Origin of the sequence: Paenarthrobacter sp. R1, assembly GCF_030264015.1 — a bacterium.
In the GTDB taxonomy this organism is placed as follows: domain Bacteria; phylum Actinomycetota; class Actinomycetes; order Actinomycetales; family Micrococcaceae; genus Arthrobacter; species Arthrobacter ureafaciens.
In genome coordinates this window covers 3262721-3277981 of the sequence record NZ_CP127115.1, presented here as the reverse complement: position 1 = coordinate 3277981, position 15261 = coordinate 3262721, and the positions used below count along the sequence as shown (strand labels likewise).

At 60.8% G+C, this 15261-nt stretch carries 12 protein-coding genes and 1 tRNA gene; 6 read left to right on the top strand and 7 right to left on the bottom strand.

What is annotated here, in order from left to right; translation table 11 throughout:
• Nucleotides 1-3: 3 nt before the first annotated feature.
• The 4 genes from tmk (at nt 4) to QN084_RS15915 (ending at nt 3514) form a co-directional block, all read left to right on the top strand.
• Complete coding sequence (gene tmk, locus QN084_RS15930) at nt 4-654, top strand: dTMP kinase (RefSeq protein WP_062095278.1); 651 nt, start codon at nt 4-6, stop codon at nt 652-654.
• Nucleotides 651-1802, top strand: a complete 1152-nt coding sequence (locus QN084_RS15925) for a DNA polymerase III subunit delta' (protein ID WP_021474260.1) — start codon at nt 651-653, stop codon at nt 1800-1802. Before tmk ends, QN084_RS15925 begins: the two co-directional genes overlap by 4 nt.
• A gap of 8 nt (nt 1803-1810) precedes the next feature.
• On the top strand, nt 1811-3355 hold the full coding sequence (locus tag QN084_RS15920) for an alpha/beta hydrolase (RefSeq protein WP_021474259.1): 1545 nt from the start codon (nt 1811-1813) through the stop codon (nt 3353-3355).
• An 86-nt stretch (nt 3356-3441) separates the two neighbouring features.
• Nucleotides 3442-3514: transfer RNA gene (locus tag QN084_RS15915), tRNA-Thr, on the top strand.
• Nucleotides 3515-4302: 788 nt separating this feature from the next.
• On the opposite strand, the gene QN084_RS15910 is transcribed toward QN084_RS15915, so the two are convergent.
• From QN084_RS15910 to QN084_RS15900, 3 genes are all read right to left on the bottom strand, one after another.
• Nucleotides 4303-4494 (bottom strand): hypothetical protein, encoded by a 192-nt coding sequence (locus QN084_RS15910; RefSeq protein WP_139126814.1) that lies wholly within the window; start codon nt 4492-4494, stop codon nt 4303-4305.
• Between the two features lie 530 nt (nt 4495-5024).
• Entirely contained in the window at nt 5025-5501 is a 477-nt protein-coding gene (locus tag QN084_RS15905; protein ID WP_069695430.1) for an HAD domain-containing protein, read from the bottom strand.
• 8 nt (nt 5502-5509) lie between these two features.
• Complete coding sequence (locus QN084_RS15900) at nt 5510-6121, bottom strand: PASTA domain-containing protein (RefSeq protein ID WP_168529747.1); 612 nt, start codon at nt 6119-6121, stop codon at nt 5510-5512.
• Between the two features lie 607 nt (nt 6122-6728).
• Between QN084_RS15900 and QN084_RS15895 the strand changes: the two genes are divergently transcribed.
• Together QN084_RS15895 and QN084_RS15890 are read left to right on the top strand one after the other, a co-directional pair.
• Nucleotides 6729-7184 (top strand): 5' nucleotidase, NT5C type, encoded by a 456-nt coding sequence (locus tag QN084_RS15895; RefSeq protein WP_069695428.1) that lies wholly within the window; start codon nt 6729-6731, stop codon nt 7182-7184.
• A 1815-nt stretch (nt 7185-8999) separates the two neighbouring features.
• On the top strand, nt 9000-9677 hold the full coding sequence (locus tag QN084_RS15890; protein ID WP_069695425.1) for a hypothetical protein: 678 nt from the start codon (nt 9000-9002) through the stop codon (nt 9675-9677).
• Between the two features lie 26 nt (nt 9678-9703).
• Here QN084_RS15890 and QN084_RS15885 read toward each other — a convergent pair whose 3' ends face one another.
• From QN084_RS15885 to QN084_RS15870, 4 genes are all read right to left on the bottom strand, one after another.
• Nucleotides 9704-9961 (bottom strand): hypothetical protein, encoded by a 258-nt coding sequence (locus QN084_RS15885; RefSeq protein ID WP_069695424.1) that lies wholly within the window; start codon nt 9959-9961, stop codon nt 9704-9706.
• Nucleotides 9962-10076: 115 nt separating this feature from the next.
• Nucleotides 10077-10475 carry a DUF4259 domain-containing protein gene (locus QN084_RS15880; protein WP_069695423.1) on the bottom strand — a complete coding sequence of 133 codons (399 nt, stop codon included), beginning with the start codon at nt 10473-10475 and terminating at the stop codon, nt 10077-10079.
• 347 nt (nt 10476-10822) lie between these two features.
• Entirely contained in the window at nt 10823-14350 is a 3528-nt protein-coding gene (locus QN084_RS15875; RefSeq protein WP_139126813.1) for an NACHT domain-containing protein, read from the bottom strand.
• 295 nt (nt 14351-14645) lie between these two features.
• Nucleotides 14646-15011, bottom strand: coding sequence for a recombinase family protein (locus QN084_RS15870; RefSeq protein ID WP_083261831.1), 366 nt, complete (start codon nt 15009-15011; stop codon nt 14646-14648).
• Nucleotides 15012-15261 lie beyond the last annotated feature (250 nt).

Below are 15261 nucleotides of genomic sequence, written 5' to 3'. Positions count from 1 at the left end.
CGGGTGAGTATCCAGAGCCCAGGTCTTTTCATCGCGTTCGAAGGCGGGGACGGAGCGGGCAAGTCCACGCAGGCCGCCCGGCTCTTCGACGCCCTCGAATCCAAGGGCCTCACGGTGCTGCGGACACGCGAACCCGGCGGAACTCCCATTGGCGAGAAGCTGCGTTCCCTGGTGCTGGACCACGGCCACGGCACCATAGATGCCCGCACGGAGGCGTTAATGTTCGCCGCTGCCCGTGCTGCACACGCCAGCCAGGTGATCCGTCCGGCCCTGGCGTTGGGCCACGTGGTCATTACCGACCGCTACATCGACTCCTCCGTCGCCTACCAGGGCGCTGGTCGAGGGCTGGGCGCCGAGGACGTCAGGTCGCTCAACGAGTGGGCAACCGAAGGGCTCCATCCGCACCTCACGGTACTGCTCGACGTCGAGCCCTCCGACGGTCGCGAACGGCGGACGGCGGGTGACGCCGCCGAGGACCGGCTGGAATCCGAACCCGACACTTTCCACACAGCAATCCGGGATGCCTTCCTCCAGTTGGCTGCCGCCGCGCCGGACAGCTACCTGGTGCTGCCCGCGGCCTTGGACATCGAGACGTTGGCTGCACGGATCCTCGAACGGGTGGAAGCCCTGTTGGGTGATCGGGTCAGCCAATGAGCGTATGGGATGACCTGCAGGGACAAGCCCCGGTAGTCGCACAGTTGAAACAGGCCGCCCAGTCAGAGAGCGGCCTGACCCATGCGTGGCTGTTCACGGGTCCGCCCGGATCCGGCCGTTCCAATGCCGCCAAGGCCTTCGCTGCGGCCCTCAACTGCCAGCAGGACGACGTCACTTTGCGGGGCTGCGGCGAATGCCCCGCGTGCCACACCATCCTTGGCGAAACACACTCGGACGTTACGTTCGTGCGGACCGAGAAAGTCACCATCACCATTGACGAGGCCCGGGAATTGGTGGCCAAAGCCGGCGACCGGCCTTCCACCGGCCGTTGGCGCATCATCGTGGTGGAGGACGCCGACCGCATGGCCGAACGGACCACCAACGTGCTGCTCAAAGCCATCGAGGAGCCCACTCCCCGGACCATATGGATGCTGTGCGCACCCTCCCCGGCAGATGTGCTCGTAACCATTCGTTCGCGATGCCGCCCGGTGACCTTGCGCTTGCCTCCTGCCTCCGACGTCGCCGATCTTTTGGTGAGGCGCGACGGAGTCGAACGTGGCCTTGCCGAGCGGGCCGCACGCGCGGCACAGAGCCACATCGGCATCGCCCGGCGACTGGCACGCGACGCCGACGCCCGGGAACGCCGTTTGGAAACAGTCCGCATTCCGCTTGGCCTGCGCGGAGTAACGGCAGCGGTGATGATGGCCGAAAAGCTGGTGAAGATCGCCACGGAAGAGGCCAACAGTTCCAACGACGAACGCGACGCTGCGGAAAAAGTGGCATTGTTGGCAAGCCTCGGGGCGCCCGAATCCGGCACCCTTCCGCCGTCGATGCGCAGCCAGGTCAAGCAGCTGGAAGACGACCAAAAGCGCCGCGCCAAGCGCTCCGTCACGGATTCGCTGGACCGGACCCTGACGGACCTGTTGTCCTTCTACCGTGATGTCCTCATCATCCAGCTTGGGAACGCGGTGGACTTGGTTAACGTTGAGCTACAAAGCGAGCTGGAAGAGTACGCGCGCCAGTCCGCCCCCGAAACCACGCTCGCCCGGATGGACGCCATCAATAAGGCACGCGTCCGCATCACCACTACCAACGTGGCACCGCTGTTGGCAGTGGAGTCAATGGCTACAAGCCTGATCCAGCAATAGGAGAATCCATGAAGTCCGCACCCCGCCGGTTCGCCGCGTTCTGCCTCGCCATGGTGTCCATGCTGGTGCTCAGCGCATGCTCCCTGCCGTTCCTTCCCGCCCCCACAGCCAAACCTTCCACCAGTACGGTGGACCCCTCAATCGCTGCGTCCGCGCCGGAAGGACTGGAGAAGTTCTACTCCCAGGGGGTGGAGTGGAGTTCCTGCGAAGACGGGTTCGAATGCGGCAAGGTGCAGGTCCCCCTGGATTACGGAAAACCGGATTCGGAGGAGATCACCCTCTCAGCCATCAAGCTCGCAAGCAACGGCAGCAAGAAAGGCACGGTCCTGATCAACCCGGGCGGGCCGGGCGGCTCCGGCGTCGACTTCGTCAAGGACAGCGGAAAGTCGCACTTCACCCAGAAGCTGCGCTCCAACTACGACATCGTGGGTTTCGATCCCCGCGGCGTCAAGAGGTCCGCACCTGTGACCTGCATGTCCTCGGATGCCGAACGGGACGCCGCCCGTGAGAAGGACTTCCGGAAGGACACGGACGAGGGACTGGCCGCTGCGCTGGCCTTCAACAAAACGGTGGCAAAGCAGTGCGCCGAAAAGACCGGGCCGGTCCTTGAACACATTGATACCGTGAGCGCCGCCAAGGACCTTGACGTCCTCCGGGCCGTGGTCAACGACGCCAAGCTCAATTACCTCGGTTACTCCTACGGAACGTTCCTGGGTTCCACGTACGCAGACCTGTTCCCGGAGAACGTCGGGCGGCTGGTCCTCGACGGCGCGGTTGATCCCTCCATCAGCAACGAAGAACTCACCGCTGGTCAGGCGAGGGCGTTCGAGAAAGCCATCCGGACCTACGTAGCCAACTGCCTGGGCCAAAACAACTGCCCGCTGAGCGGCGGAGTAGACAACGGCGTCCAAGAGATCCGGGACCTCATCAATGCCGTGGACGCGAATCCGCAGACTGCCCGGGACGGACGGCTCGTCACGGGAACCGAATTCGTGAACGGCCTGATTCTGCCGTTGTACGACAACCAAAGCTGGCCGGCTTTGACCCAGGCGTTGGAGACCGCTTTCTCCGGAGATGTCTCCCAGATGCTCCGCATCGCGGACCTCGGCGCGGACCGGGATCCCAGCGGAAAATACACCTCCAACTCGGCCTTCGCCTTCACCGCCATCAACTGCCTTGACTACCCCATGGTCACTGACACCGCCGGGATGCGCGCAGAAGAAGCCAAGCTCAAGCAGGACTCCCCCACATTTGGCAGCTTCTTCGCCTACGGCGGCCTGACGTGCAAGGAATGGCCGTACCAGCCAAAACGCCAGCCGGCAGCCGTCGATTACACGGGTTCCGCACCCATCGTGGTGATCGGCACCACCGGTGATCCGGCCACGCCTTTGGAATGGTCGGAGTCCCTTCGCAAGCAACTGGAAAACGCCGCCCTGGTGACCTGGGAGGGTGAGGGGCACACAGCTTACGGCCGCTCCAACTCCTGCGTCAGCACCGCCGTCGACGACTACTTTGTAGACGGCAAGCTGCCGCAGGACGGCTTGAAATGCTAGGGCTCCTGCCCGTTTTGACCCGGGCCGCGTGACTCTATTACAGTTATGTCTTGCGTGATCGGCCGGAAACGGCAGATGGACGCGGTGCTTCCTTAGCTCAGTCGGTAGAGCGTTTCACTCGTAATGAAAAGGTCATCAGTTCGATTCTGATAGGAAGCTCGAGATGAACCCCGGACAGCCCCTAGATCCAAGGGCTTCCGGGGTTTTTCGCTGGTTAAGTGGTGCAATCCTCCTGTGGGCAGGGCACACTTATGGCACACTTTCTCGCTCCTTAGAACAGCACTCGTGAGTGATGAGATTCTAGTCCCGATTCAGGTCACTCCCTCCCATGGATCCCTTCACATCTCTATTGGAGCAAGCCCCCGTCCGGTCATTCGCCGTCAAGGCACCTTGTAGGGTCCAGTCATGAGGCAAATTACTGACAGTGACCGAGGACCAAGATCACAACCGCAGCGGGAAGCATCTACTTGTTTCGCTTCTCGACGAACGGGAATCACGCGCCTGCCCGCAGCAGCCGTTCCGGCAGACGACTTTCAGTCCGTAAGCCCGCTCCCAGCTGCGTTGCGACGGAGAAGTTCTAAATCTGCTCATGCTGGAGATCTGCCAAATGGGTCAGGGTTATTCATCTCGGACCCGCACATCGTTCAGTCCGCTCCCCGGGATACCGCAGGTGAACTTCAACGTTGCTAGTAAACCGGAAAGGCACGCTCAGCGAACGGGCGCGCCTTTTCTGTGCCACTAGGCTTCCGGGTTCTTATCGGAAAGTTCGACAAGGGTTGGTTCTTCTTTTCCGTCCGAGTTGGCAAGAATCGTCATATCGGAGCTTGAGTCCTGCGGGCGGGCCCGTGCCGCTCACGTCTGGTTGAGCATGTTCACCCCCCGTTCTGACACAGCTGACAGCAGGCGGGGTGCCAGGTCCTGTCGTCGGTCATCAAGGATTTGAACAGTCACGCCGCGTTCCTGGGCCGCCGTGTGGCCGCAACGACTTCATCTGTTGCGAGGACGCGTCCGCGGATCTCGTCGCGCAGCTGCGCCTCGACGGGCCGAAGCTCGCCCCAGTCAGCGTCAGAAAGCTCCAAGTCGGGGTCGGCAATCTTCGTCAGCGCCGGCACGACTACCCACGGACGTGTTCGAGCCACTCGGTCCTGGCCAGGTTGGCGGCGCGCTCGGCGGCATACCAGTGTAGCTGCGAAGAATGCAGCTCTGGATGCGATGGCTTGTGGCCGCCCCCAGCTGGCGGATTCAGCAAGCATGGCGCTTCCTGCCCTGCCGGATCCGGTTGACCGTTCTGCCGAACCGGGTTCTGGTTTGGAGATTAGCGGGGCCCGGCAACGGAACAAGGGCGACGGAACCAAACCGGTTCGAATGTCCGCTGAAAAGTAGTACACCGGGCAGGAAGTGTTACGCCTGGAGAAAGCGGTCGAAGCTCAGGATTCGGCGCCGGCCAGAGTTCCCACGCGGCCTGCATGGTCCTTAAACGCAATAGAACCTGCCACCCCCAACGTGCGGGCCAGGTTCAATCACGGCCGATCCTACGGGCGCGCTCGGCCTTCCATCCTGCGTTTTGTCACACCTTGACCGTTCTGCCCCCGTTAAGTGGGGACCCAACGGGGCTTGCTCGCCGACCTCGACAAGAGCAGCCCCAGTAATTGCCCGGGTGGTTGCTTTTCTAAGCCCCTGAGCAGAACGCTTCGATCCGCTGTACATGCTCCTCAGTGAGGCCGCTTTCGGGGTTGGGCCGCTCCAGATGGACGGGTTGGTCATGCCTGCCAGCCCAGGCCCTAGCGTCGGGACCCAGCACGTCATCCACCCAGACAACGGAGTCCCAGGGTGCTTCCCCGGCGGCATCCATCCTGGCAAGCCAGCGCTGCACGCTACGCAGCTTTGGGGTGGGCTCGTCTCCATCCGCTGACCGGTAAACCAGAGTGACCCGCAAAGGTTCGGTGTCCAGTTCCAGCTGGGCTTCCAAGCCCCCGATCAGATCAGCCGGCCACGTCGACACCCAGGCGATCCGGCCGCAACGGGCAAGCCGCCGGACCAGACCCAGCTTCTCGGGGGAGAGCCGCAGTACGGGCCGGTCACCACCTCCAGGGACCACCGCGGGGTTGAGGACGCCGTCGATGTCGAGCAGGATGACCGGCTCCATGGCGTTCCCTAGTTCGCGATCCCGTTGTGTCCGCGGCAAGCGCCTTGGCGGGTAGTGCCTGGCCAGTGGTAGCCATCCCGGCAGATGATGCCGCCGTAGTTGGGAACCGGATCCTGGACGACCGGAGGTGCAACAGGAGGCGCCACGGGAGGAGCCACCGGAGCGGGAGGTGCCACCGGGACGACAGGCGGCTGGACGTTCACATCCGCGCCCCCGCCGGCTACTTGAGCAGCGGGTGTCGGGGTCGGAGTAGGCGTCGGCGACGGGGTGTTGGTCAGATGCTTGACTCCCAGCTTGACCTTGCTGCCTTTCGCCGCTGACGTGCCTGCGGCTGGATCCTGGGAGATAACTTCCCAGTTGGACTTCAAGACGATCGTTTTGCCCTCGACGGTGTCAGTGGAGCTGACCTTGAACCCCAGACCCTCCAGCTCCTTCTGAGCCTTGTCGAGTGTCTTGCCAATTTCGTTCGGAAGGGTGACGCTTGTTGCGTCCGCAGTGGAACTTGGTGTCGCAGCGACCTGTTGAGCAGATGGCTTGCCAGCCGAATCGACAGGTGCTTTGCCGGAGCAGCCCGCTGTCAGAAGCGCAGCAAGGACTACCACCGCCAGTGACTTCTTCAAGGTATCCCCCAATCGGGCCTGAGCCCGGAATCCGGAGCGGCCAAGACGACGAAGAACAGGCAACAATGCTCAGTTCTACGGGCTCGCTCAAAGCAGACAATAGCCGAACTGGGAGCCAGCTGGGAAATGGCTCCACTATCTGGCGCCGGTAACTCTAATTAGGGCGGAGAGGTTGTTCTATGAGATGCCCCTGCCGCTCTGTGTGCGCGTGGTTTTAGAAACGCTCAGGCCTGGCCAAACTTTTTCCAAGCGGTCTCGGAGGGCTCCCGAGCCGGAGTGAACAGCTTGCTAATTTCGTAACCAGCGGTACGAACTTTCCCTCCCGTGACGCTCTGGACGCCGCCTAAAGCTCTCACTATGATCCGAAAACAGGCACTCGAGGCCCCCAGTCATTACCCGGCGCCTGCCGAGTCATCGCTTCGAACGGATGATCATGAGCCGGGTGAACCGTCCGATCCCGGGGCGGGGAAGCCGACAGGCGCAATTTCAGAGTCCGGAGTTTCCCGGTCAGAAGTGGTTTCTCACGACAAGGCTGTTGGCAGATTCTGGCCCATTAGAGTCTCACTGGGCAAATCTCAGGAGCCCTCAGGCTAAATGAGACAACTTCATGCCGGGTGCCGTAGAGGCGGTCCTGGCGATGGAGGAGGCCGGTCTGAATGTCCTATTCTGCTCAACGTCCTTCGCGACGCATCCGACCTGCGCCTCCGAGAAACTGGCCTCATTCGAAGAGCACCTGGGCAGCCGCTGGGTGAACCGGGTAATCCTCACCCATGACAAGACCCTGGTTCGCGGTGACGTGCTCATTGATGACAAGCAGGGCATCACCGGGAACATGGCACCTACCTGGACGCACCTCGTTTTAGACCAGCCCTACAACCGCGGCCTGGCCGATGCGCCCAGGCTTCGGGAATGGAACGACTGGGAGGCTGCGCTCCATCCTCCTGCAAATGGCCACCGCCTAGACCTAGCTCCCTGCAAACCCTGGAAGCCGTACCGGAAGGGGCTGCTTCTGCCATATCCGGCGGTCACCCGCATCCTGCTGGAGCGGTTGCCCGCTGCTTAATAGTCGATCCGCAGGGCTGCTGCAGGCACCGACATGAGACTGCTCGGAAAACCCTCCGGGAACGAGAAAAGGCCCCCGTTTGGGAGCCATATGATAACCCTCGTTCCCCACCACTCCGCAGGAAAAATGCGTGGATCAACGCCGAACCTACCGCCGGTCGTGCCGGAAAACGGCCCCGCATCACAATGCTGTCGCGGTTTTTGGTTGCCGCTGCACCCTCACTCGACCAAAACCACCCCGGGAGGTACGTGCTTACTAGGAGGGAAAGTACTCTCTTACTAAGAGACAAGGGGGTCCCCAGGGAAGAGAACTAGGGGCCCCTTATATATATCTCTATTTTTGGTCGTTTAAGTAGAGTAGTAGTAGTAGGGGCCCTATATTCCCCGCCATTCCGGGGATTTTCCCACTCGACCAGATGGTAGGTTCCGGGTCGCTTTGTGGGATTCCGGCGGTAGGGTCACGAAATCAGCCCTCAAAGCCCCAGCGGGCAACCGCAGCCCCTTTTGCCGGTGGCCGCACACATAGCTGGCATGACGACGTCTCAGAACCGGGAGCCTAAGGGGATCAGCACCGGAGGGCAGTTCGCCCCCCGACATCCGCGCCGAAGCCACGCTCCTGCTCGACCCATCCCAGCGCCCGGTGACCCTCGCTCCCGGCGAGAGCGACACGTTCACTGAGTTGGCCGACGGCGGCGTCATCGAGACGCTGAACGTGAGCCGCTCCGATGACGGGTCCGGCCACTGGGTCTCCCCCGCCAAGGCGGTCAACATCAGCGACCTCATCACAGACACGGACCCGCGCCTGCACGGGAGGCACTGGAGGTCTGGCTGGAAAAGAACAGCCCCGCCATCGAAGACTTCCTCGCCGAACGCTACGAGGCCGGCGTCACCACTGACGAAGGATGGACCGAGGCGGGCATCAAATGCACCGCCCAGATCCAGGACGGACCACTCACCCAGGGCCAGGTCGTCGACGCAGCGTGGAGCGGAACCAAGGTCGTCCAGTTCCACAACGAATCCGACCACGGCTCCTTCCGGATGTAAACCTGGGCCGACTGAAGAGCGCCGCGAGAGCGTGAGAGACCGCAGTTTCTAGATTCGCGTCTCTCGCGTAGAGTGGCTTTTGTAGACCTTATGGGCCAAATAGCATTCCCCTAGAGATGGACTCCGGTTCGTTTCCAATGAACAGTCAAACGGTTGTGCTTCTTTTTAACATAGAGATGCGATTACACGAGACAGGGCTTAATGACACTAAGAGTTCGTGTCTGCGAGGCGACTAAGTGAAGTCGAGAACGCAATTCCACGAAATGGGAGTCAGGGATCCGCGTGCGGACGATAGGCTGCCGTTGTAGGAGCAAGTGCGGAATCTCATCCACGTCGCCTCCGGCTTTCGATCCTGGGCGCGGCCCGGTTCAAGTTATGGCTAGGCGAGGAATCCGCGTGCGGATGAACAGCCAGCCATGGGAACGGAAAGCTAACGCGCGAATGCTCATTGCATTTCTACAGATTGTTTGCTCTTTGCTTGTGGCCCTCCGGGTCAACAAGGAGGCTTATGCTGACCACCTGAGCAGCGATGAGCCGCTCAAGCGTCGGTTCCTACTCGGGTTTTTCCTTGGACAGTGCAACGATCCAGTCGGGGTCGGATCGTCGCCTGTCAGCCTGTCAAGCGTGATCCTGGCCTTGGTGCCTTTGCGGTATCTTGTGATGCGGCCGATTCTCCATATCATTGGCCCGTGGCGTTTCGTGCTAGGCCAGACTGGTCAGGTGCAGGTCTGCTGCGGTATCGCGAATCGAGCATGTTCTCTAGGAGGCCGGGATGAACTCGTTTGAGGACATGGTGAACGATCGGGCTGCCGAACTGTCCGGAGCCGCCAAAGAGCGAAGCACGCGGCATGATGAGCTGCGCGATGTCTACGCATCGGCAGCTGCCCTGGCTGCCCAAAACATCAGAATGGTGCTAGCAGACGCCTGCGGAGTACTGCAGCACCGCCGCGTACCCACCAGCCTTGCCGCCACCACAGCCGGTCCCGATGGTGCCAACTGGTATTTCGTTGCCGAAGCCCTCGGCTGGAACTTCAAGCGCGGGGGTATTGATGCGTTTTTGACCATTGACGGCCGCATAAGCATGGAGCATGGGCGCAAACAGCTTCCCAATGATTTTCTGTCCATCACTGAGGTCCGGGCCAGGTTTGAGAAAGCCACGCTGATCAAACCGCTCATCAACCCTCATCAAATGGTCCCGGCGTTCGGTCAGGTAGTAAACCTTCACACCAGGCAGGCTGCGTGGTTGGGCCCGGACAGACTCGTGGAAACAGTTCACGGCGAAACCAAGGTGCTGTTCCCGACATCGAGCTACTCAACCCTGGGACTCGATTTCACGAAGGACGGGCAGGTCCTGGTTCACCACAGGGACTGGGATACCGATTCGTTCAGTCCCCTGGACAGGTGGCTTGCAGATGCGGTGGGAGGCCTTATCGCAGAGCTGGGCGTCTGACGGGATGGCCTCCCACCGGCAGGCAACTACCCCATCAGACCGGCCTTCACATCAATGCGCTCCACGCGGGTTCCCTCGCTGATCTCCGCGGCACGCTGGTAACCGACCTCGGCGCGCCAAACCCTCCGGGCCTCCATCCAACGCCACTGCAGTGGCTTTCCTGCCTCTTGCTCCGCTGCTGCCTTTGCAGCATCAAGACTGGGCAGCGTCCCCACTCGATCTACCGGATGAACAGCATCGCCATCCGGAGAGAACCCCAGATCCAGGTCGTACACGGTCGTCATGGTCTTACTCCTTATCTACGGGCCATCCCGGGCGGGAGGCTTCGTTGCCATTGTTGGCGGGAGTAAGAAACCAAGTGTGGGATCTCGCAGGTGTCGCGTCGGCCCTGATGTGTTGCTACCTCAGGGCCGTCCGGAGCCTCTCGGCCAGGTCGTCGAGGGATTCCGTCCACTCGGGTTCATCGGCCTCGTCCCAAAGCTCGGCAAGCTCCGACTCTTCGCCGCCCACGCGCTCCACCGCAGTAAGGGCCAGTTGAGCGTCTCCATCAGTTAGTTCGGCACCGTGGACCCTCACCCAGGTTACGACGTTCTCCGGCAAGTCACCGTGCGGGCTGCCCTGGGCGGCTGCGGTGATTTCGGCGGCCGCGACGGCAACGCTTCCGTCCGGAGCCTCAATGTAGCCGTCCGTCACCTGGTTGAGGCCATGGCGGACGACCTCCGCCCCGCCGTCTTCGAGGTCCTGCAACCAGTCCATGGCGTCGTCATTCTCGAATGCCTGAAAACCCCACGCACCCATACCTGCTCCTTCTGTTGTTCTTGACCGCGAAATGGGCCACTGGTCGTGAATCTCGTGATTAACGTAGCGGTCGTTCAAAGTTAATAGAGAAGGCACTCCGAAAGACATGACCGACTTCGAGGCACGTTGCCACCTGGCTTGCCGGACAAGAACGTGGCCATGCCTCAATCGCGGACCCGCAGCGGCTCACTGGGGGCACTGTGACCATCCCCGCCCTAAGGCAACCGGACGTTCAGGCTCGGCCGGCGGCTGCTCAGACCCGCGCTGCTTCAGGTACCGGTGCCCAGAGCATAGGGAGACGCTCCGACGATCTGGATGAGACAGTGACCCGTGTTCGCAGAACCTGATCATATGCGTGGAACGTCGGGCACCCAAGCATTCTCTGAAGCTTCTTCTGCCAGCGGCGATTCGTTGTTAGACGAGGAGTACCAGCTTTCTGCTGCCCGAACCCAAGATCCCGGGTAGATGGCAGGGTTCTGCAGGACGCGCTGTGTAATCCGGTCGTCAGCCGGCGACTCCACATAGCCGAGGCTAACTACGCACTCAGGCCCGAGGTCGGCCAGCGCACTCAAAAGCGTCTCGTTGTAAGTCCGAAGCAGGCGATCGGTGACCGCCCGAGCAACAGTCCAATGGTGAGGCGCTGCCGAAGACATGCCTAAGAGTTGCCCGTCGGTCAACGCTTCCAATGGATCGCGTCCCGCGTGCTCGGCCGCGAAATGGGAAACGACAAGCGCCAGGCGATCCGTGTAGTTCGCTGCGGCGCTCAGTGCACCGTTTCCGAGGCGTCGCGGGATACGTGTTGCCCCGAGCCGGCTCGTTGACATGGCAAATGCATCGAAATCGTCAACGGATGTTGTGTCAAGGACCTCTGCAACCTTGGTCAGGTGCTGCAGCACCATGTCCTCAGTCGCCGTGGCCAGGAGGGCAAAAGCCCAAGTCCTCCTGGATAGGGAATCCGGGTACCGGTCGAACATCTTCTGCCACCAGTCTGTCAGCTGTCCCCTGCGGAGGTGCATGACGAGCGTGCCATAGTCTGTGGCGGGGCCAAACGGCTGCCCCTCCTTGTCTACGGACCCCTCAGCCCTAGCAGTCTGAGTCGCAGCGCCAATAATGGCTATGTCTGCGGCCAGCCAGCATGGCCCGTGCAGCCGCGCCAGTTCTCGCGCCGCATTCTGCCAAGGTTCCGTCGTGCCCTTTTGCCCCATCGCCTGTGACCTTGCCGCCTGCTGGAGACGCTTGTAGGCAGGATCCGCTTCGACGAGAGCCCTAAATGCTTCCGACCGTGAGGCCTTTTCCGGTTGGTCGGTCCAAAAATGGCCCAAGGGGAAGGCGTACCCTTCCCTGCCTTCCTCGGCGATTCTGAGGAACCAAAAGGGCCGCATGCTCCGGAGCAGATTGCCCGCGCGGCTCGAGCTGGTTGTCTCCACGTCAGAACACCAGCCGTCCAGGACAGAGCGGAGCAGCCGGGCGTCCTGGTCGGTTCCCTTTGCGGGCGACGCCCCTGCCAGCAGGGCCGACCGGCAGGCGTTTGCGGTGGCAAGCTGAAGGCCTTCGGTGGCAGCAGAAGTCAGCTTCGGGACTCCGAACCTGCCCCCGAGGGCAAGCCAGGTAGCCTCCAGTGGCGTACCCAGAGCAGCCGTAGCTCTGGTGCGCCACCACTCGGCAAACTCCTTGCCGCCGATAAGGGCATGCTGTCGAAGCATGTCGACCCGGGCGGAAGACACATCGGCATCCGGTGCTCGCTCAATGTCATTGAGCAAGGCGCACTTCAAGTCATCTCCCCCAGAGGAGGTTCGCAGTCGCGGAAAAACATTGCTGCTTGCCCTCTGATTAGTAGCAAGCCTTACGGTGAGATCGTCGGTCAGTAGTTTCGCAACATCGCGTTGCACGGCTGTCTTGTTAGTGAATATTCCGTCGCTCAGTATCGTCCACACTGCTACGCGTTCCTGCAAAGGATGCCGAGCTTCAGCCAGCGCTTCGTCAAACCCATACCTGAGGCTGGCAAGCTCATTTGGATTGGCGAAGCCTGCGTAAAACCTGGCTGTGTTCAGCCAGTAGTTCCGCTTGATGAGCTGCCGTAGGATGTCGGCTTTCGACAGTGGTTCCCTGCTGTCCTCCCCGGCCCACTCGGCAAGAAACCTCGCGGCAAAGTATTCGCGGACCGGCTGAACCCCGAATTCAAACGTTCCTTCGGATTTGCTGGTGAGTGCCCAAAAGCGGTCCGTCACGGCCTGGAAAAGTTCTGCAGCGCGCTCAGTCGGCCCACCCGTACGACGGAAGTACAAGTAGAGCGTGTCTTGGATCGCTTGCAGGGTCATTCGGTCAGCCCCGCGCTTTCCCTCAACGCCAGATTGCATATGCCATCCGAGGAAAGAAGTTACTTCGATGACATGGGGAACATGATCCCGCTGGATCTGCTGCCTGCTCACTTCCCTGTCCATGAAAGTGTTCATGTAATCCGAATAGAGGGGCGTTCTACTGATCGGGACGGCATCACCTTTTCTGCTGATCAAGAACAACAGAATCGTCAATTGCATCGGGTTGTCAGCGAGTTGGGCAACGTGATCGTAGGTCGTCCGCTGCTCGAACGTTCGTCTGAGTTTCGTCCGCGCCATTCCCCGGATGCCATTCAGCTCTGCCCACCTGCTAACGAACTGGCGCTGCAGCTTGACGTCCAGCGGGCACAGCTCAAGAGTTTGATAGATTTCTTTGTCCGGCTCGGGCAGGCTTGATGCATTGGGTCTGGCCGTAACCAAAATCTGAAAACGTCTCTTTGCCTCTGAGCGGCCCATCCGCATGGAGAACCGGTTAATCTCCTCCACAACAATTTTGCGAAGGCGAGGATCGGCGACCTCATCGAGGCCGTCAAACACCAGAAGACTTGGATACCTGTCCAGAAGACTCTGCAAGCGCTCCACGGTGACTTGTCGACCACCGCTGTGAAAAGTGCACAGTGAAACGAGGAACAGTTCGAGGGAACGCTGGTCCTTGCGCCGATCGCGGGGCTTATGGTCAAGCTCCTCCTCGCCAAACGGGTCCCGCCCTGACAGCCACATTGCATAGTCTGAAAGATCTAGGCGCAATGGAAGCTTTGGTTCCTCTACCTTCGGTAAATGATTCGCTGCTGCCGCGAGGTCCGGTGCAATTGCAGCTCGATGGCTCTGGCAGAGGTATTGGCCCAGAGTGGACTTTCCCTGGCCAGGAACACCAAGAAGGTAGGTCAAAGGGAACAGGGATTTGAGCATGTAGCCTACTGCGCCGGTGTTGTCGTCCACAGCCTCGTGGTCCACGTAGAAGCGTTCCGTGGAAGACCCCGGCCGCTGGATGCGTCGTGCTTTGACATCAATGAAGAGCTCCGTAATGTCCACGCGATCCATGTCGAGTTGCGAGAACTTGATTTTGGAGTCGTCTCCCCACTGAGAAGCGATGACCTTGAGGATCGTCTCACGCATTTCGTGAGCTGCGCCCTCCTCGTGAGCCGCGAAGATCAGGTAGCGGATAGCTTCAGATCCCGCCAACATCTCTTGGTACGACCACTTGATGGAGTCCGGAGCAGCATCGACTTCGGCGTCGATGTCCGCCTGCCACCAGCACTCAACAGGGATACCGAATTCCTTCGTAAACTCGTCCAAGGACATCTGCAGTTTTTGCATGCTCCCGGTGTCTTTCCCGGTAGTCGTCCCGGCGACAGACGTCATCAAGATGTAGCGGGAGATTCCCTTCTCGCGAACGAGTCTCTGAATCTTTTCCCGTTCGCCATCGATGGCGGACTTCAACCACAAATGAGGGTTCTGCTGCACTTTGCTGGACCACTTGACTTGGTAAACGATGCTGCCATTCGAGATAGCATCGATACCGCCGTCCGACATGCCCACGGGAAAGCACTGAACTGGGTCGTATTTGAGCCGAAGCAGGGCGCCGCACAGCTGCTGGAAGGCCCCTTCGCTGAGCCTCGAGTACAAATACTTGAACGAGTTTCCTGGTTGCTCGGAGGCTGACCGCGTGGGTCGCGAGGAGCCCGACTGGGGTTGCCGTCTTGGAGTCCTGGGTGACGGGCGGGGGCCACCAGGCCTCGGTGCCACAGCGAATGGATTTGACGCTGGTCGCGGCCTAGGAAAGTTGCCTGAGTCCATGGAGACCATAGTGCCGTATTTGGAGCCGGCGCTATCGTCACGCCGTGGTCAGGATGAAACATCGGCTAAACCTTCGCAGAACCGAAGCCCTGGAAGCGTCGATGCCGTCCACCAGGGAACGGAGCCCGATGCCCCGCTGCTGCACCTCGGCGACCGTGTTCAGAACGTCGATAAGGGATCTTCCCAGGCGCTCTATGCGATAGACCAGCACGGTGTCTTCACGGCGCGCGTATGACATGAGGGCCGTGAGGCCTGGCCGTTCCTTCGCGGCTTTCGCTCCCGAGAGCTGGTCGAAGTAGATGTGTTCCTCCGGCACGCCGGCTTCGATGAGCGCGTCGAACTGCATCTGGCCGTGCTGGTCCGTGGTTGAAACTCTGACGTATCCCAGTAGTAGACCTCCCATGCACAGATGCTAACCGTGGGGTGTGTCATTGTGCCTCAAGGCCTTGTGAGACTCCCTCAGTGAGACAGACTTGGTGAGACACTTCTGGCCGTTTTAAGCGCCCAAAACACGGCCCTGGGGAAGTTACTCATCAAGCTAGAGTCTGTGAGACGCCAAGGTCCCGTTTGGGCTACCGGCGCTGCGCATTTCCGGGCCCAGAGCCATTAGCAGGCGGAAACCGTCTTGCCGCCGTTGATCTTGAAGATGTTCT